16 protein-coding genes are annotated in these 16,084 nt (G+C 66.2%); 9 read left to right on the plus strand and 7 right to left on the minus strand.

Annotated features, from left to right (window positions below; translation table 11 throughout):
* The first annotated feature begins 118 nt into the window (after positions 1 to 118).
* The 5 genes from DPM33_RS31750 to DPM33_RS31770 all read left to right on the plus strand — a co-directional run bounded on the left by DPM33_RS31750 (position 119) and on the right by DPM33_RS31770 (position 3,005).
* A complete protein-coding gene (locus tag DPM33_RS31750) occupies positions 119 to 367 on the plus strand; it encodes a hypothetical protein (protein WP_112101307.1) in 249 nt (82 codons plus the stop codon).
* A 71-nt stretch (positions 368 to 438) separates the two neighbouring features.
* Complete coding sequence (locus tag DPM33_RS31755) at positions 439 to 1,536, plus strand: flavin-containing monooxygenase (RefSeq protein WP_112101308.1); 1,098 nt, start codon at positions 439 to 441, stop codon at positions 1,534 to 1,536.
* A 47-nt stretch (positions 1,537 to 1,583) separates the two neighbouring features.
* Entirely contained in the window at positions 1,584 to 1,940 is a 357-nt protein-coding gene (locus tag DPM33_RS31760; protein WP_112101309.1) for a hypothetical protein, read from the plus strand.
* A 91-nt stretch (positions 1,941 to 2,031) separates the two neighbouring features.
* The gene (locus tag DPM33_RS31765; RefSeq protein ID WP_112101310.1) at positions 2,032 to 2,661 is read left to right on the plus strand and encodes a glutathione S-transferase family protein; all 630 of its coding nucleotides are present in this window, start codon (positions 2,032 to 2,034) and stop codon (positions 2,659 to 2,661) included.
* A gap of 116 nt (positions 2,662 to 2,777) precedes the next feature.
* Positions 2,778 to 3,005 (plus strand): hypothetical protein, encoded by a 228-nt coding sequence (locus DPM33_RS31770; RefSeq protein ID WP_112101311.1) that lies wholly within the window; start codon positions 2,778 to 2,780, stop codon positions 3,003 to 3,005.
* Positions 3,006 to 3,017: 12 nt separating this feature from the next.
* Here DPM33_RS31770 and DPM33_RS31775 read toward each other — a convergent pair whose 3' ends face one another.
* From DPM33_RS31775 to DPM33_RS31785, 3 genes are all read right to left on the minus strand, one after another.
* On the minus strand, positions 3,018 to 4,019 hold the full coding sequence (locus tag DPM33_RS31775) for an aldo/keto reductase (RefSeq protein WP_112101312.1): 1,002 nt from the start codon (positions 4,017 to 4,019) through the stop codon (positions 3,018 to 3,020).
* A 65-nt stretch (positions 4,020 to 4,084) separates the two neighbouring features.
* Positions 4,085 to 5,362, minus strand: a complete 1,278-nt coding sequence (locus DPM33_RS31780) for a D-tagatose-bisphosphate aldolase, class II, non-catalytic subunit (protein WP_425373606.1) — start codon at positions 5,360 to 5,362, stop codon at positions 4,085 to 4,087.
* The gene (locus DPM33_RS31785) at positions 5,359 to 6,336 is read right to left on the minus strand and encodes a tagatose kinase (RefSeq protein ID WP_112101314.1); all 978 of its coding nucleotides are present in this window, start codon (positions 6,334 to 6,336) and stop codon (positions 5,359 to 5,361) included. Before DPM33_RS31785 ends, DPM33_RS31780 begins: the two co-directional genes overlap by 4 nt.
* Before the next feature lie 293 nt (positions 6,337 to 6,629).
* Here DPM33_RS31785 and DPM33_RS31790 point away from each other — a divergent pair, with 293 nt between their 5' ends.
* The 4 genes from DPM33_RS31790 to DPM33_RS31805 all read left to right on the plus strand — a co-directional run bounded on the left by DPM33_RS31790 (position 6,630) and on the right by DPM33_RS31805 (position 11,147).
* Positions 6,630 to 7,943 (plus strand): ABC transporter substrate-binding protein, encoded by a 1,314-nt coding sequence (locus tag DPM33_RS31790; RefSeq protein WP_112101315.1) that lies wholly within the window; start codon positions 6,630 to 6,632, stop codon positions 7,941 to 7,943.
* Positions 7,944 to 8,177: 234 nt separating this feature from the next.
* Complete coding sequence (locus DPM33_RS31795; protein ID WP_112101316.1) at positions 8,178 to 8,948, plus strand: L-iditol 2-dehydrogenase; 771 nt, start codon at positions 8,178 to 8,180, stop codon at positions 8,946 to 8,948.
* A gap of 72 nt (positions 8,949 to 9,020) precedes the next feature.
* Positions 9,021 to 10,031 (plus strand): zinc-dependent alcohol dehydrogenase family protein, encoded by a 1,011-nt coding sequence (locus DPM33_RS31800; RefSeq protein WP_112101336.1) that lies wholly within the window; start codon positions 9,021 to 9,023, stop codon positions 10,029 to 10,031.
* Positions 10,032 to 10,136: 105 nt separating this feature from the next.
* The gene (locus tag DPM33_RS31805) at positions 10,137 to 11,147 is read left to right on the plus strand and encodes a LacI family DNA-binding transcriptional regulator (RefSeq protein WP_167449282.1); all 1,011 of its coding nucleotides are present in this window, start codon (positions 10,137 to 10,139) and stop codon (positions 11,145 to 11,147) included.
* 6 nt (positions 11,148 to 11,153) lie between these two features.
* Here DPM33_RS31805 and DPM33_RS31810 read toward each other — a convergent pair whose 3' ends face one another.
* The 4 genes from DPM33_RS31810 to DPM33_RS31825 form a co-directional block, all read right to left on the minus strand.
* Complete coding sequence (locus tag DPM33_RS31810; protein ID WP_112101337.1) at positions 11,154 to 11,651, minus strand: GNAT family N-acetyltransferase; 498 nt, start codon at positions 11,649 to 11,651, stop codon at positions 11,154 to 11,156.
* A 226-nt stretch (positions 11,652 to 11,877) separates the two neighbouring features.
* Positions 11,878 to 13,086, minus strand: coding sequence for an FAD-dependent monooxygenase (locus DPM33_RS31815; RefSeq protein ID WP_112101318.1), 1,209 nt, complete (start codon positions 13,084 to 13,086; stop codon positions 11,878 to 11,880).
* Between the two features lie 148 nt (positions 13,087 to 13,234).
* Positions 13,235 to 14,443 (minus strand): FAD-dependent oxidoreductase, encoded by a 1,209-nt coding sequence (locus DPM33_RS31820; RefSeq protein ID WP_112101319.1) that lies wholly within the window; start codon positions 14,441 to 14,443, stop codon positions 13,235 to 13,237.
* Complete coding sequence (locus DPM33_RS31825; RefSeq protein WP_112101338.1) at positions 14,440 to 15,969, minus strand: glucosamine inositolphosphorylceramide transferase family protein; 1,530 nt, start codon at positions 15,967 to 15,969, stop codon at positions 14,440 to 14,442. Before DPM33_RS31825 ends, DPM33_RS31820 begins: the two co-directional genes overlap by 4 nt.
* Between the last annotated feature and the right edge of the window lie 115 nt (positions 15,970 to 16,084).

Raw genomic sequence — 16,084 nt, forward strand, 5'->3', positions numbered from 1 at the left:
TTGCAGCGACCCATAGCATTGGGCGCCGGCCGGAAGAAGCCGGCCAGCGGTTTCCGGAACCCGTTCCACCGCTCAGCCGTTTCCTTGCGCAATCATCCCGATCCATGGGGAGGACAAGATGACCCGCAGCGACATCATTTCCGTGCTTGGACCGGTCGACGAGGCCGTCATCGCCGACATCGCGCTCACCGGCGCCAGCGTCGAGGAATTGCGCGAGGCCTTCGCCTGGATCGGCGCCGACGAGGCGCTGGTCAATGAAGGCCACGCCATGCCCGGCGCCCGCGTGGCGAAACTGATCGAGATCCTCGAACCGCCCGAGGACGAGCCCGAAGCGCCGGGCGCGATGGAGCAGGGCGGCGGCGAGTAGGTGTTTCCACCTACTTGCCCCTCGAACCCCTCCCGTCATAGCTTTTGTCGCCTTGGCGGGAGGGAAAACGGTTGGACACCAATGTCGTCATTGTCGGCGCCGGTCCGGCGGGGCTTGCGGTCGCGGCCTGCCTGAAACAGGCGGGGCAGGATTTCGTCATCCTGGAAAAGGCCAATGAGGTTGCGCCGGCCTGGCGGCGGCATTATCGGCGGCTGCATCTGCACACGGTGAAATCCTTCTCCTCGCTGCCCTTCGTGCCGTTCCCGAAGACCCATCCTCGTTATGTGCCGCGTGAAAAAGTCGTTGATTATCTCGATGCCTATGCCGGGCGTTTCGGGCTGAAGCCGCGCTTCGGCGTCACCGTGAAATCCATCCGCCGCGAGAGCGGGAACCTCGTGGTCGAGACCGATGCCGGCCCGTTCAACGCCGGCAGGGTGGTCGTCGCCACCGGCAACAATGCCGAGCCGATCACGCCGCGCTTTCCGGGCATTGAGGCCTTCGAGGGCAAGGTGCTGCATAGCGCCGGATATACCGAGGCCGCGCCCTATGTCGGCAGGCACGTGCTGGTCGTCGGCATGGGCAATACGGGCGCGGAGATCGCGCTCGATCTTGCCGAGAGCGGCGCTCACCCCACCATCTCGGTGCGCAAGGGCGTTCACATCGTGCCGCGCCAGCTCTTCGGCGTGCCGATCCAGATGGTGGGCATCGCCAGCCGGCCGATGCCGCGGGCGTTGAACGACTGGATGTTCCCAAAGATTCTCGACCTGGCGCTCGGCCGGCTGGAGCGGTACGGCATCGTGCGGCCCAAACAGGGCATCCTGCAAGGGATCGAGGCCGGGCGCATCCCGGTGATCGATGTCGGCACGGTGGCGGCGATCAAGGCCGGCCGCATCGGCATCGCGCCCGATATCGCGAGCTTCAGCGCGGATGGCGTGAAATTCGTCGACGGCGTGGAGAAGAAATTCGACGCGGTGATCTTCGCCACCGGCTATCGGCCGGGCTATGACGGCTTCCTGCCGGCGGAACTGCGGCCGGCAAAGAGCGGCGTGAATGCGCGGGCGAGCGAGCTCGGCGTCTATCTCGTCGGCTTCTACAACCCGGTCACCGGGCTGCTGCGCGAGATCGGCATCGAGGCGCAGGCGGTGGCGAGGGATATTGCGGGGCGGTAATTATTGGCCCGACTGAGGATTTGTTCATGCGGACTAGAGGAGGGGCTATGTTGGGACATATGCGCCAACTGTTGGAGTTCTTCCGTCCGCATCTCAACGATACGGAAACTCTCGACCGGCTGCGCAATATGATCGACGACCGTGGGGCGTGGCCGAGAGCGCATCACCTTTTCGATCACATCCGCCACAAGACGCTGCGCGCGGAGAGGGCGAAGGACGCTGCCGCCGAGACGCAATACCTGTTCGAGGAGGCCTGCGCGAAGACGCTCTTCAATCTGACGCATACCAACGCGCCTTTCGACGCTGACTCGCCGTACTGGATTGTACCAAATGCATTGATGCTCGCTCGAACTTTGGGACTCGATCCAATGACTGTCCAAGAGATCGTGACAGGTAGCGAGTGACGAAGGTGTCTGTCGCCATTGCCCCTCTTAAATCGGGTGGCTACCGCCACACCCGTATGCGAAGCCATCCTAGCCAAATGAGGGACCGGCCATGCTCACGCTCTACGATTATCTCCCGTCGCAAAACGCCTGGAAAATTCGCGTCCTGCTGGGCCTGCTCGGCATCGCCTACGAAACCCGCATGGTGTCGATCTTCGAGGGCGAGAGCCGCACCGAGGCTTTCCTGAAGCTCAACCCGGCGGGTGCCGTTCCGGTGCTTGCCGTGGAGAATGGCCAGGCGATCGCCGAGTCCAACGCGATCCTCTCCCTCGTCGCGGAGGGCACGCCCTATCTGCCGGCGGACCGGCTTGCCCGCGCCAAGGTGATGCAATGGCTGTTCTTCGAGCAGTATTATGTCGAGCCGGTCATCGGCTCGCTGCGCTTCTGGACGCTGACCGGGCGACTGGAGCGGAACCAGGGGTTGGTTGCCGGCAAGCGTGAAGCGGGCGTGCGTGCGCTCGGCGCGCTGGAGCGCAGCCTGGCTGACACGCCGTTCCTGGTCGGCGATACGCTCACCATCGCCGACATCGCCGTTTATGCCTACGCCCATCGGGCGGAGGATTGCGGTTTTGAGCTTGCCGATTATCCAGCGGTCGAAGCCTGGGTGGAGCGGGTCAGCGCGGTGATCGGGCCGGACTATCCGGTGCATCCCTACAGCGTCGATCCGCATTCGGGCGGCTGAGCCCCCGGAACAGAGCTGCAGGCAGGGCGTTTTCCAAGGGCAGCGTGCCGGGCGTCACCTCAACCGGTGACCGCCGGTTTTGTGCTGCGTTCCAGCCATAGCAATGGAGATCCGCAATGGTTCGCACCATCGCCATCGCAATCCTCGCCGCCTTCATAATCAGCCCGCCCGTCCTGGCGGCCGAGCAATATTGGGTTGCCAGGGATGCCGTCTCGAAACAGTGCGAGATCGTCCCGAAGAAGCCCGACGGCACGCTTGTCGTCGATCTCGGCAAGAAGAAATACGCCAGCGAGGGGGAGGCGAGGAAAGCGATGGAGGCGAGGGCGGACTGCAAGAAGAAGTAGGCGCTCGAACGCCTACCGGTCCACCAGCGACATCGTCCGCTCATTATACCTCGGCCCCGACACCTTGTCGGGTGTCAGCGCCATGTCGAGCCCGAGCATCTCGGTGGCGTCGAGCGCGATGCCCGCCGCCGCGACGTTTTCTTCCAGATAGCTCCGCCGCTTGGTGCCGGGGATCGGCACGATGTCGATGCCGAAATCCGGACCCTTGGCGAGCAGCCAGGCGATTGCGATCTGTCCGGGTTTTGCGCCTTTGGCGTCGGCAATGTCGCGCACCGTGCTTGCCGCCGCGACATTCAAGTCGAAATTCTCGCCCTGGTAGCGCGGGTCGCCGCGGCGGAAATCGCCCTCGGGATAATCTTCGGCGCGCCTGACGTCGCCGGCGAGGAAGCCGCGACCGAGCGGCGCGAACGGCACCAGGCCGATGCCGAGCTCCTTCAACGCCGGGATGATCTGCGGCTCGAGGTTGCGCTCCCACAGCGAATATTCGCTCTGCAGCGCCGAGACAGGGTGCACGGCATGGGCGCGGCGGATATTGGCGATGCCGGCCTCAGACAGGCCGAAGAAGCGCACCTTGCCCTCCGCCACCAATTCGCCGACCGTGCCCGCGACATCCTCCATCGGCACGGCGGGATCGACGCGGTGCTGGTAGAGAAGGTCGATATGGTCGGTGGCGAGCCGCTGGAGCGAAGCCTCGACCACTTCACGAATATGTTCGGGCCGGCTGTCGGTGCCGGCCTGCTTGCCGTCAACGATGCGAAAGCCGAACTTCGTCGCGATCGTCACCTGGTCGCGCCGGCCTTTCAGCGCGCGTCCAAGCAGTTCCTCGTTGACGAAGGGCCCGTAGACCTCGGCCGTGTCGAGGAAGGTGCAGCCGAGCTCGATCGCCCGGTGCAGCGTCGCGATCGATTCCGCCTCGTCGGCCGGGCCGTAGGACTGGCTCATTCCCATGCAGCCGAGGCCGATGGCCGAGACTTCGAGGCCCTGGCTACCAAGTTTCTGTTTGCCGAGGCTCATCAATTCTCTCCAGCCGAATTTGCAATCCGGCTAAATTATAGGGTCGCGAGAGAAAGCGTCCAGCGTCAGGCGCAGGCCGCGTTATAGTCGGCAAGCACCTGGTCGACGGCCGCAAGCAGGATCGTCTCGGGGTTGCCGCCCGCTCCAAGTTCTGTCGGCAGCGTCGGCAGGAACTGCCGCATCAACGTCTCGGGGATGGCGATGCCGCTCAGCGCTTCCCTGAGCCGCGCCACCGCGACGCTTGCCGCGGGATTGGTCCAGTAATAGCGGATGCGGTCGCTATAGCTGTAATGCCGCTGCAGGTAGAGGCGCTTTTCGTTGCCATGGTAGTGGCTACGCCAGTGGCCGGGCGCCGACAGCATCAGCGTTTCCATCGCCCTGGCGAGCGAGCGCTCGCCATAGCCTGCGACCATCTCCGATGCGATGAGGTCGAGCCCGTAGAGCGCCTCGCGCAGCGCGAAGGTCAGGCCGGGCCCGACTTTGAGGATCGGAAAGCCGTTGGCGACCAGCGCCGTCAGCGCCGCGCGGCTCTGATAGTCGGTCGAATGCGCCTCGTAGACGAAAGCGGTTTCCTGGTCGAGCAGCGCGGTCAGCGGCTTCGACGCCTCCGGCCGGTAGGCCACGACGTTCTCGCTGCCGAACTCGACGCCGGGCTGCACGACCACGGCGATGACGCGGCCGAACGCTTCCTCCAGCCCTTCGCGGGCAAAGATCTCGCGATGGATATCGATGGTGCGACGCGCCGCCCCGGCCTCCGTCGGCTTCAGGTCGCTGATGACATGGTCGGCGCCGCCAGGCACCGGCACCTCGGTGCCGATGATGTAGACGGGCAGGGCGCCGCCGCGCGAGCGCGCCGCTTTCTCAGCCGCCTTGGCCAGCCTCGCGGCGCGTGTCGCGATGGTCTCGTCGTCGAGCGCCGCCGGTTCGCCGGCGCAACCCATCGAGGCGTCGAGATGGATCTTGCTGAAGCCGGCCCAGACATAGGCCGTGACCATCGCCTCGGCCTTGCTCATCGCCTGCGCGGCAGGCTCGTTCTTCCACGGGTTCGGCCCCAGATGGTCGCCGCCGAAGATGATGCGCGAGGCACCGAGCCCCTGGCGGCCGGCGATCTCCTTGACGAAGGCGACGAACAGGTCCGGAGTCATGCCGGTATAGCCGCCGAACTGGTTGACCTGGTTGCAGGTCGCCTCGATCAGCAGCACCGCATCCTTGTCGGCGACGGCGCGCCGGATCGCGGTCTGGATGACCAGCGGATGAGCCGAGCAAACTGAAGTGATGCCGTAGGGCTTGCCGTTGCGGCGGGCAGTGGCGAGGCCTTGAAGCGGATTGGTCGTCATCGTCATTTCGCCCGATCGGTTCCCGCGATGAAGCGGTCGAGTGCGTCGAAGCCGGCGAGCCCCTCCATCGGCCCGAGCCGCGTCACGTTGAGCGCGCCGGCGGCATTGGCATAGAGCAGCGCCTTGCCGGGCTCGATGCCCTGGCGCCGGCAGGTCAGATACGTCGCGCCGAAACAGTCGCCGGCGCCGGTCGGGTCGATTTCCTCGACCACGAAGCCTGGACAGTCGGTGCGGCTGCCGTCGGCGCCGAAGCGGGTGGAGCCGTCGGCGCCGCGCTTCAGCACGATCTCGCCGACGCCGCGCGCAATGAGCGCCGCCACCGCCTGGCGCTCGTCCTCGAGGCCGGCCGCCGCGAGCAGCTCGTCGCCGGAGGGCAACAGGAGGTCGGCGTCGTCGACCAGCGCGGCGAAATGCGCGCCGTCGGCGCCCTCGATCAACTCCTTGCGCACGTTGGGGTCGAAGGAGGTCGAGCCGCCGCGCGCGCGCACCGCCTTTACGGCATAGGCGACGATCTCCTTCAGCCCGGCGATCGACAGTGCCGAACCCATCACATGCAGATGGCCGGCGCCGTCGGCCAGCCGCCGCGCTTCATCGGTCAGGCTGATGCGGCCGGCGGCGGATTCGGCGATGTTGTAGACGAAGTCGCGGCCGCCATCGGGCCGATAGCGCACGAAGGCGCTGCCCGTCGGATAGCGATCGCTGACCGACACGGCCGAGACGTCGACGCCGTCGCGCCGCAGCCGTTCGAGATTGACGGTGCCGAAATCGTCGCGGCCGACGCAGGCGATGATGCCGGCGCCGCCGCCGAGCTTGGCCACCTGATCGATGAAGATGGCGGGCGCGCCGCTGGGGTAGGGGCCGGTCAGCGCCAGCGGCTCGAGGAAGCCGAAGCCGCGCTCGCTCGCCATGATCTCGACCAGGATCTCGCCGGCGACGATCGTCGGTCCTGTCGTTTCGGCGGCGATCTCGCCTCGGCTCATCCCAAATCCCCTTCTCCCCTGGCGGACCGTTGCCGGTGCGCGGCAGTCCACGATAGCGCCGGACTTCGTTCGAGGTAAATCGCGGCGGCGCCGATGTCAACACAAACTACACGTATGTTCACTTTTTGAGGTGCGCGCGACGGCTTTTATCCTGAGCAAAAGGGGAGGAGCTTCGGAGCGTGGCCGCAAAACCAGGCATAACGGGGCTTGACTGCGGGGTCAGTTAGCGCAATAGAATATGCACGCATGTTCAGTTTTGCATGCGCATTCGTAAAGGAGGAGACGGAATGCCAATGCGTAGGTCTATGGGAATTCTCGCCGCGGCCACTGCCGCCTCGGCGCTCATGGCGGGCTCGGCGCTCGCCGAGGAAATCACGGTCGCCACCGTCAACAATGGCGACATGATCATCATGCAGAAGCTGGCGCCCGAGTGGGAAAAGGCGACCGGCAACAAGGTCAACTGGGTGGTGCTGGAAGAGAACGTGCTGCGCGAGCGCGTCACCACCGACATCGCCACCAAGGGCGGCCAGTTCGACGTGATGACCATCGGCGGCTATGAGACGCCGATCTGGGGCAAGGCCGGCTGGCTGACGCCGCTGAACGACCTCGGCGCCGACTACGACTATGACGATCTGATCGCGCCGGTGCGCGCGGGCCTCACCGTCGACGGCAAGCTCTATGCCGTGCCGTTCTATGCCGAAAGCTCGTTCACGCTCTACCGCAAGGACCTGTTCGACGCCGCCGGCCTGAAGATGCCGGAGCAGCCGACCTATGACCAGATCACCGAATTCGCCGGCAAGCTCACCGACAAGTCGAAGGAGCAGTACGGGCTCTGCCTGCGCGGCAAGCCGGGCTGGGGCGAGAACATGGCCTTTGTCGGCACGCTGATAAACACCTTCGGCGGACGCTGGTTCGACATGGACTGGAAGCCGCAGTTGAACTCCGACGCGTGGAAGAAGGCGATCGGCTGGTATGTCGACACCATGAAGAAGGACGGTCCTCCCGGCATCAGCTCCAACGGCTTCAACGAGAACCAGACGCTGTTTGCGTCGGGGCATTGCGCCATGTGGATCGATGCCACCTCGGCCGCCGGCCGCGTCTATGACCCGAAGCAGAGCAAGGTCGCCGACAAGGTCGCCTTCGCCAAGGCGCCGGTCGCGGTCACGCCCAATGGGTCGGCCTGGGGCTGGGCCTGGAGCCTCGCCATTCCGACCTCGACCAAGAAGGCGGACACGGCGAAGTCCTTCGTCAAATGGGCAACGTCCAAGGGCTATGTCCAGCGCGTCGGCGAGACCGAAGGCTGGGTCGCCGCACCGCCCGGAACGCGCAAGTCGACCTATGCCAGCGCCGACTATCAGAAGGCGGCGCCCTTCGCCGCGACGGTGCTCGCCGCGATCGAATCCGCCGACCCGACCAAGCAGACCAAGGACCCGGTGCCCTATACCGGCATCCAGTTCGTCGCCATCCCCGAATTTCAGGGCATCGGCACGCAGGTCGGCCAGGCGATCGCCGCGGCGGTCACCGGCGAGCAGTCGGTGGACGACGCGCTGAACACCGCGCAGGCTTCCACCGAGAAGACGATGGAAGAGGCGGGCTACATCAAATAGCCGGCCCGGACAGGCAAGCCGGGACGCGGAACGTGCGCCGCCTCCCGGCCATCCGGCCCGCCGCAGAACTCCCTTGCGGCCGGCCGGAGGATGCGCGGATCCGCCTGGCGACCGACGAAAGGCGCGTAGCGACTTTCCGTCTGGAGTTGCCTGAGCAAAGGTGGGTCCGTGCGTTCCTCGTGAGCACCTGCTCCCGACCGATATTTTCGAAACGCGGAAGAACTGGAACTTGCAATGAAGCTGAAGGACAAGACTGCCCTGATCACCGGCGGCGCGCGTGGCATCGGCCTCGGCTTCGCGCAGGCCTTTGCGCGTGAAGGCGCGCGCGTGGTGATCGCCGATATCGACATCGAGCGCGCGACGCGGGCGGCCAAGGAAATTGGTCCGGCGGCAAGCGCCAAAAAACTCGACGTCACCGATCTCGCCGCCATCGAAAGCGTCGCCGCCGAGGTCGACCGCGAATTCGGCGGCATCGACATCCTGGTCAACAACGCGGCGATCTTCGACATGGCTCCGGTCACCGACATCACCGAGGCGAGCTATGAGCGCGTTTTCGGCATCAACCTCAAGGGTCCGCTGTTCGTGATGAAGGCGGTGTCCAATCTGATGATCGCGCGCGGCCGTGGCGGCAAGATCATCAACATGGCGAGCCAGGCCGGCCGCCGCGGCGAGGCGCTGGTAACGCTCTACTGCGCCTCCAAGGCGGCGATCATCTCGGCCACGCAGTCGGCGGCGCTCGCTCTGGTCAAGCACGGCATCAACGTCAACGCCATCGCGCCGGGCGTCGTCGACGGCGAGCACTGGGATGTGGTCGACGCTCATTTCGCCAAATGGCAAGGTTTGAAGCCCGGCGAGAAGAAGGCCGCGGTGGCGAAGTCGGTGCCGATCGGCCGCTTCGCTCAGCCCGAGGACATTGCCGGCCTCGCCGTCTTCCTCGCCTCGTCCGACAGCGATTACATCCTCGCCCAGACCTACAATGTCGATGGCGGCAACTGGATGAGCTGAGGCAGCGGAGCAATTCCAGGAAAAGTGTGAAGCGGCTTTCCGTCCGGAATTGCGTCGAAACAGGAGATGACGATGAAGGCCATCCGATTTGCCGCGGCCGGTATTGCCGGCATGGCAGAGCTCGACATGCCCGCGATCCGGCCCGGCCACGCTTTGCTGCGGGTGCGCGCGGCGGGGCTCTGCCACACCGACATCGACGTGCTGCACGGCCGCTACGGTTCGGGCGCGTTCCCGCTGGTGCCAGGCCATGAATATGCCGGCACGATCGAGGCGGTCGCCGAGGATGTAACGTCGGTGAAGCCGGGCGACCGCGTCGCCGTCGATCCCAACATCCCGTGCGGGCATTGCCCGGCCTGCGCCAGGGGCCTGACCAATCTTTGCGCCACGCTGAAAGCCTATGGCGTGACCGAGAATGGCGGCTTCGCCGAATACAGCCTCGTCGCCGTCGATCATCTCCATGGCATCGGCGATCTCGCCTTCGAGACGGCGGCGCTCGCCGAGCCGCTCGCCTGCGTGCTGAACGGCCTCGGCGCGGCCGGGGTAGGGGTGAACGGACACGTGCCCGGCAATGCGCTCGTCTTCGGCGCCGGACCGATAGGCCTTCTGATGGCCCTGTCGCTCAAGGCCAGCGGCGTGGCGAAAGTGGCGGTGGCCGACATCAGCGAGCCGCGTCTGGCCTTCGCCGCATCGCTCGGGCTGGAGCCGCTGGTGTCGGGATCGCAGGACGTCGCGGCGCGGGCGCGGGGCTTCGACTTCGTCGCCGACGCCACCGGCATCGCCAAGGTGGTCGAAGGCATGATCGGCCTCACCGCCGATGGCGGCACGGCGCTGGTCTTCGGCGTCTGCGCGCCCGACGCCCGGATCGCGGTCGCCCCGTTCGAGATATTCCGCCGCCAGATCAGGCTGGCCGGCTCGCATTCGCTGAACCGCAACATCCCGCAGGCGCTGGAGATCCTGGGCCGTGACGACGGCACCATGGCCAAGTTGGTCAGTCACCGGCTGCCGCTCGGCGAGGTGCTGCCGTTCTTCGCCAAGGGCGGCAATCCGGCGACGATGAAAGTCCAGTTCGCGGCCGAGGCTTGAGCGGAAGAGCGCGATTGCCTGCCTTTGCGTCGAGCGGTGACTCAAGTAGACAGTCGTGAGCGCGGTACCGACAGGGGCGGAAGGATGGCAAAGACGATCAGGACGATGGAGGATTTTTCCGCCTTTGTCGGCCTGTCCCGCACCACGGTGTCGAAATACTTCAACGATCCCGGCTCGGTGCGGCAGAATACGCGCAGCGTCATCGAGGCGGCGCTGAAGAAATCCGACTTCCGCCCCAGCATGTTCGCGGTCAATCTGAACCGCCGCCGCTCCAACATCCTCGGCGTCATCATCCCCAATTCGATCGACCCGTTCTACATGGCGCTGACGCGCCGCATCGAGATGATCGCCAACGAGGCCGGCTTCCTCGCCTTCGTTTTGTCCTCCGACGGCCGCGCCGAGATGGAGGACCAGGCGATCCAGACCTTCCGCTCGATGAACATCGCCGGCGCCATCATCGCGCCGCTCGGCGTGCACTCGCACCACCGCGTGCTTGCCGAACTCGGCGCCTCGATCCCGCTGATCTATGTCGACTCGCCGCTCGACGAGACCTCGTCCTTCGTCGGCACCGACAACCGGCAGAGCTTTCGCCTCATCGTCGACTATCTCTGCCGCTCCGGCGAGCCGCCCTGCTACTTCGCCATGCCGCTGGTCAACAACAACGCCTCGGCGCGGCAGGCGGCCTATGTCGAGGCCATGCGCGAGTTCAAGATGACGCCGTCGATCGTGGCTGTCGAGCAAGCCGACTCCTGGGATTTCGAAAAGTTCGGCCACGACGAGGCGCTGCGTATCCTGAAAGGGCCGGGCTTCCCGACCGGAACGGTGCTGTGCGCCAACGACCGCATCGCCTTCGGCGTCATCAGCGCCGCCTACGCGCTTGGCCTCAAGGTCGGCCACGGCGCCGATTGCGACCTGCGCGTCGCCGGCCATGACGACCATCCTTTGTCGCGCTATGCCTGCCCGCCGATCACCACGGTGGCGCAGAACTACAACGAGATCGGCCGCCTGGCGATCGAGCTCCTGCTGCAGCGCCTCGACGAAAACGCCCCGGCCGCCAAGCGCGACAACGCCCGCGTCCTGCTCAACGCCGAATTGATGCTGCGCCGCTCGGCGTGACCGCCCTCAAGCCCTTGGCAGCATGTGGCGCATGATCAATGACGCGTGCCCGCCGACGCCATGCGCGGCGTCGCGGCGTTCGACCACCTCGAAGCCGTGCTTGCGGTAGAAGGCGATCGCCCGGTCGTTGCCCTCGATCACCTCCAGCGCGATGCTGGGGATGCCGGCATGCGCGGCAAGCACCGCGTGCAAAAGGTCGACCGCCAGCCCGCTGCCGAAGGCCCGCGGCTCGATGTGGAGCCTGTCCAGCAGGACGTCGCCTTTCGCGTCCATCGCCGCCATGGCGTAGCCGGCGATCGAGCCGTCGGCGCGTTCGGCGACGAAGGACATCTTGTCCTCGTCGTCGAGCTCGGCCGCGAGCTTGTCCGGCGCATGCTTCTCGTCGGAAAGCCGGGCCACGGTCTCGTCGCCCATGATCGGCGCATAGGTCCGCCGCCAGGATTGGCCGAGCAGCCGCGACACATCGGCCAGGTCGTTGCGCGTCATCGCTCGGATATGGGTCATGGTCGTCATCCTTGTTGAGTCTCAAAGATAGGGCGAACCGACCGACACAGCCAATCGCCGCCTGCGAAGGCTTGGGTTCCTCGCCCCCGCGGGAGGCGGGGGAGAGGTGTCCGCGAAGCGGACGGGAGAGGGGGCCTTCGTAACGCGCTCCCGCCCTCCGTCTCGGCTTCGCCGAGCCAACTCTCCCCCACTATTCGAGGGGGCCAGGAAAGCTTGGCATTTCCCCTTACGCCGCGCTCGGTGCCGGCAACGCGTCGCGACGGCTGATCTTGCGGCCGAGGATCATCAGCTGGCGCGCGGCGTTGTTGCGCAGTCGGCGCAGCCGCCATTCCATACCAGTTTCGATGGTGATCCGCTTGGCGTAGACGCTGGAGCGCATCGCCGATCCGTCGGTGGCGATCTTGGTCGGGTCGTCATAGAAGGCGCAGATCTTGTCGGCGGCCATTCCGGGTGTTTCGAGCCAGTCGGGAATGAAGGTCGAAACAAGCCGGTCGACGTCGGTCATCACCCGGTTGATGCCGACGCCAGGCGTCGGGCAGGTCGTCCAGAAAGCGTCGCCGACCACGACCACGCCGTCGCGGCGATGGCCCGTGGTGGTCGTCAGGCTGACCTGCCGCACCTCGACCGGGCTGGCGACTTCGAAATTGCCGCATTGCGCGGCGATCTCCGGCATCATCTCGAGCAGCATCTTTTGCGGGTTCGCGCGGAAATCCCGCGTCCACGCATCGGCCACCGTGTGGTAGCCGAACATATTGGCGCGCATGCGGTTGCCGATCGGGAAGACGCTGAGATAGGCGGTGAGGTCGGCTGGGTTCCTGGCATAGCAGGTGACGGCCGGGTAGGGACATTGCTGCGGCGTGACCGCAAGGTCGAAGCCCAGCGACAGCGAATGTGCCTTGGATTCCTCGATCCGCTCCATGCCGATGGCGCGCCGTATCGCCTCGCCGTGGCCGGTGGCGACCACGAGCAGGCGGGCCTCGATGATCGAACCGTCGGTGAGCACCAGGCGCTGCCGGTCCGGTCCGGTCGAGACCTCCGCGACCTTGCCTACCGTCAGCGGCGCTTCCGGCGGCAAAGCCGCGCGCAGGCCGTTGACCAGCGGGCCGTAGGAAAAGCCGAACTCCCATTTCCGCTCGCGCCGGAAGAGCTGGCCGAGGCGGAAGACATGGATGTCGGTCATCGGCGTCACGAGAGGCTCGATGGCCGGCCCGAGGCCGAGCTTCTCGAACAGCCGCATCTGCGCCATGCCGATCTTCTCGGCGCGGAACTCGTCGTGATGGGTGCGGTGCGGATCGACCAGCGCCACCTTGCGGCCGGTCTTGGCCAGGGCGAGCGTGAGCGCGGTTCCCGCGAGACCCGCGCCAACGATCGCCACATCGACTTCGGCCACGCCCGCCTGGACGGCAGGCGTTTCTCGGCCCTGCGCGGTGCTCATTCTTCTGCTCCAAGCCTCGCGGCGAATATCACGAGTAGCTGAAACAATCTCAAGCAACCCAGGCGCGAGCCGAGTAGCAATGAAAAATTAGGTTAATCGAGGCGCTTTAATGTTTCGTGCACGGGCAGCCGAGGCGTCGGCCGCCGGCTCAAGCCACGCGCGGCTTGGACGGTTTGCCGGCCTCGCGGAACCGCCGGCCGAAAACCATCAAGTGCCGCGCGGTGCTGTTGCGCAGGCGCCGCAGCCGCCATTCGAGCCCGGTTTCGGTGTTGATCCGCCTGGCATAGATGCTGGCGCGCATGGCTCTATCGTCGGCGGCGATCTTGATCGGATCGTCGTAGAAGGCGCTGATCTTGTCGGCCGCCATGCCGGGCGTCGCGAACCAGGCGGGGATATGCGTCGAGGTCAGGCAATCGACATCGGTCAGCACCCGATGGATGCCGTCGCCTTGCGCCGGGCAGGTCGTGGCGAACGCGTCGCCGATGAAGACGACGCCGTCGCGGCGATGGCCCCGCGTCGTCGTCAGGCTGACCTGCCTCACGTCGATTTCGCTGGCGATGGCGAAGTCGCCGCATCGCCGCGCGATTTCCGGCATCAGCTCACACAGCATCTTTTGCGGGTTTTCACGGCACGTCCGCACCCACGGATCGGCGACGGTCCGGTAGACGAACATATTCGCCCGCATCCGCTCGCCGATCCGGAAGATGGTAATAAAGGCAATGCGATCGGCGATCCGCCTGCCGTAGAAGGTGAGGGACTGGAGGCCGAAGTCCCGCGGCGTGATCGCGAGGTCGAAGCCGAGCGTCAGCGAATGCGCTTTCGATTCCTCGATGCGTTCGACACCGATGGCGCGCCGCACCGCCTCGCTGTAGCCGGTGGCCACAACCAGCAGGCGGGCATCGATCACCGCGCCATCGGTGAGCACCAGGCGCTGCCGGTCCGGTCCGGTCGACACCTCGGCGACCTTGCCGACCGTCAGCGGGACTTCGGCAGGCAGCGCCGCGCGCAGGCCGTTGACCAGCGGCGTGTAGGAAAAGGCGAACTCCGGACCCGGCTTGCGCTCGAAAAACTGGCCGAAGCGGTAAACATCGATGTCGGTCATCGGCGTGACCAGAGACAGGAAAGCCGGGCCAAGGCCGAGCTTCTCGAACAGCCCCATCTGCTCCGCGCGGGTCTTCTCTGCCCGGAATTCCTCATGGTGGATACGATGCGGATCGATCAGCGCTGTTCGGCGACCGGCCTTGGCGAGGGTCAGCGCCAGCACCGTGCCGGCGAGCCCGGCGCCGACGATCGCCACGTCGACTTCCGATGGGCCAGGCGGCACGGCCGGCGTTTCGCGGTGCTCTGCGATGCTCATTTTCCGTCTCCAGGTCCCGTAGGCATGGCATCGCGCCGCGGGGTCTTCCAGCGCGGCGCCATGGCCGAACCATCGATGAATTCCAGTCCGCCCGCTTCGTTGAGCGTATGCAGCTTGCGGCCGGCCCAGCCGGCGCCGGGGTTGAGGATCGTCTCGACGACCTGTTCGAAGCCGGCCTCGTCAAGCTGCGTGACGCGCGCGATGCCCAGCGCCGCGCCATAGCTGCGGCGGCAGTCCTGCACCGGGCGCAGCAACTGGTCGCCGCTGCTCACCATGCGGCCCGCCGGCCGCGCCGAGGCGATGTCGATAAGCACAGGGTTCTTCGGGTGGGCTGTCCACGGCCCGCGGAAATCCGGCGCCGACCACAGATGCAATTGGTCCGAGAAGGCGCCGCCGCCGTCGCGCACGGTGGCGAACATCCACCAGCGCCCGCCATGCTCGACCAGCGTGGCGTCGCTGGCGACGATGTCGGACAGAAGCGTCGCTTCCCTGACCCAGCCGCCCGGGAAAGCGGTGGCGCGGTAGAGGTCGACCGTGCGGTTGGCCGAGCTTTCCGGCACCATCCACATCTCGCCGTCACGCTCGAACACGAAGGGGTAGGACAGGTGATAGGGCAGTTCCAGCACCGGCTTCGGAGTGCCTGCCGGTCCGTTCGGCCCGAACGCCACCGCCGAAAGGATCGCCTTGCCGGTGCGGTGGATATAGTCCTCGACGAACAGCGTCACCTGGCCGCGATAAAGCACTGGGAACGGATCGGCATAGAAGCGGCTGCCGTCGTCCGGCAGATCGCGCCAGCCCGATTTCGGATGGGCACGCTGCGCGTAGAGGTCGTGTCCCCCCGTTTCGCGCCAGCCGACCCGCCAGTGCGGGGCGTTGTAGCAGAGGTGGTAGATCTGCTGCACGACGCGGCGCGCCGTGGCCTTGGCCGCCCGTACGCCGAGTTTCGCGGCCGACGGCATGGCCGGCGCCGCCGCTTCGGATGACGGTTCGGGCAGCGTCGGCAGCGACGAGCGCGCGGCGCCGTTGACCGCCGCGACAGTCAAGCCGGCGCTGCGCGCCAGCATGTCCTGGAAGGAAGCCAGCGCTATGCCGTGATATTCGGTGCCGAGCCGTCCCTCGGCGACAACCGCACCATTCTGTTCGAGGCGGGCGAGCGGCGTGCGGCCGGCAAGGATCAGCGCCAGCAGGGCCTCCTCGCCGCAGACGCCGTCATAGGTTAGCCGCCAGACGCGTCGGCCTTGCGGTTCGACATCGCCGACGAGATCGATGGTCAGATCGGCCGGCGTGGACGCTCTCGCATGGCCGGCCAGCGTCGAAAGTGGCACACGCTTGGCCGTCCCATTGGTGGGCAGGCGATGGATCAGCGTCTCAAGTTGGAACAGCGCCTCGGCGCCGCGCGGCACGCCGCCCGCCGCCGGACGGGCGTCGATCGCAAGCTCCATGCCGGGCAACTGCGACAGCCGCTCGGCAAGCGCCACATGGAAAGTACGCACGCAATCGCCGTTGAGGCGCAGGGTCAGGCGCATCGCCGGCCCCTGGGGCGACTCACGTTCGGTACCGGCGGCCCGGCTGGCCAGGTCGAACTTCCGCCGCATGCGCACGATGTCTCCAATTTCAGGCTGCACTTAAATTCTACTGTGT

The organism is Mesorhizobium hawassense (assembly GCF_003289945.1).
In the GTDB taxonomy this organism is placed as follows: domain Bacteria; phylum Pseudomonadota; class Alphaproteobacteria; order Rhizobiales; family Rhizobiaceae; genus Mesorhizobium; species Mesorhizobium hawassense.

Excerpts from the sequence above, each read along its gene's own strand:
- DPM33_RS31790 (WP_112101315.1), top strand. The coding sequence starts at position 6,630 with ATGCGTAGGTCTATGGGAATTCTCGCCGCGGCCACTGCCGCCTCGGCG.
- DPM33_RS31820 (WP_112101319.1), bottom strand. The coding sequence starts at position 14,443 with ATGAGCATCGCAGAGCACCGCGAAACGCCGGCCGTGCCGCCTGGCCCA.
- DPM33_RS31785 (WP_112101314.1), bottom strand. The coding sequence starts at position 6,336 with ATGAGCCGAGGCGAGATCGCCGCCGAAACGACAGGACCGACGATCGTC.
- DPM33_RS31800 (WP_112101336.1), top strand. The coding sequence starts at position 9,021 with ATGAAGGCCATCCGATTTGCCGCGGCCGGTATTGCCGGCATGGCAGAG.
- DPM33_RS31795 (WP_112101316.1), top strand. The coding sequence starts at position 8,178 with ATGAAGCTGAAGGACAAGACTGCCCTGATCACCGGCGGCGCGCGTGGC.
- DPM33_RS31765 (WP_112101310.1), top strand. The coding sequence starts at position 2,032 with ATGCTCACGCTCTACGATTATCTCCCGTCGCAAAACGCCTGGAAAATT.
- DPM33_RS31775 (WP_112101312.1), bottom strand. The coding sequence starts at position 4,019 with ATGAGCCTCGGCAAACAGAAACTTGGTAGCCAGGGCCTCGAAGTCTCG.
- DPM33_RS31770 (WP_112101311.1), top strand. The coding sequence starts at position 2,778 with ATGGTTCGCACCATCGCCATCGCAATCCTCGCCGCCTTCATAATCAGC.
- DPM33_RS31810 (WP_112101337.1), bottom strand. The coding sequence starts at position 11,651 with ATGACCCATATCCGAGCGATGACGCGCAACGACCTGGCCGATGTGTCG.
- DPM33_RS31805 (WP_167449282.1), top strand. The coding sequence starts at position 10,137 with ATGGAGGATTTTTCCGCCTTTGTCGGCCTGTCCCGCACCACGGTGTCG.
- DPM33_RS31815 (WP_112101318.1), bottom strand. The coding sequence starts at position 13,086 with ATGAGCACCGCGCAGGGCCGAGAAACGCCTGCCGTCCAGGCGGGCGTG.
- DPM33_RS31750 (WP_112101307.1), top strand. The coding sequence starts at position 119 with ATGACCCGCAGCGACATCATTTCCGTGCTTGGACCGGTCGACGAGGCC.
- DPM33_RS31760 (WP_112101309.1), top strand. The coding sequence starts at position 1,584 with ATGTTGGGACATATGCGCCAACTGTTGGAGTTCTTCCGTCCGCATCTC.
- DPM33_RS31780 (WP_425373606.1), bottom strand. The coding sequence starts at position 5,362 with ATGACGATGACGACCAATCCGCTTCAAGGCCTCGCCACTGCCCGCCGC.
- DPM33_RS31825 (WP_112101338.1), bottom strand. The coding sequence starts at position 15,969 with ATGCGCCTGACCCTGCGCCTCAACGGCGATTGCGTGCGTACTTTCCAT.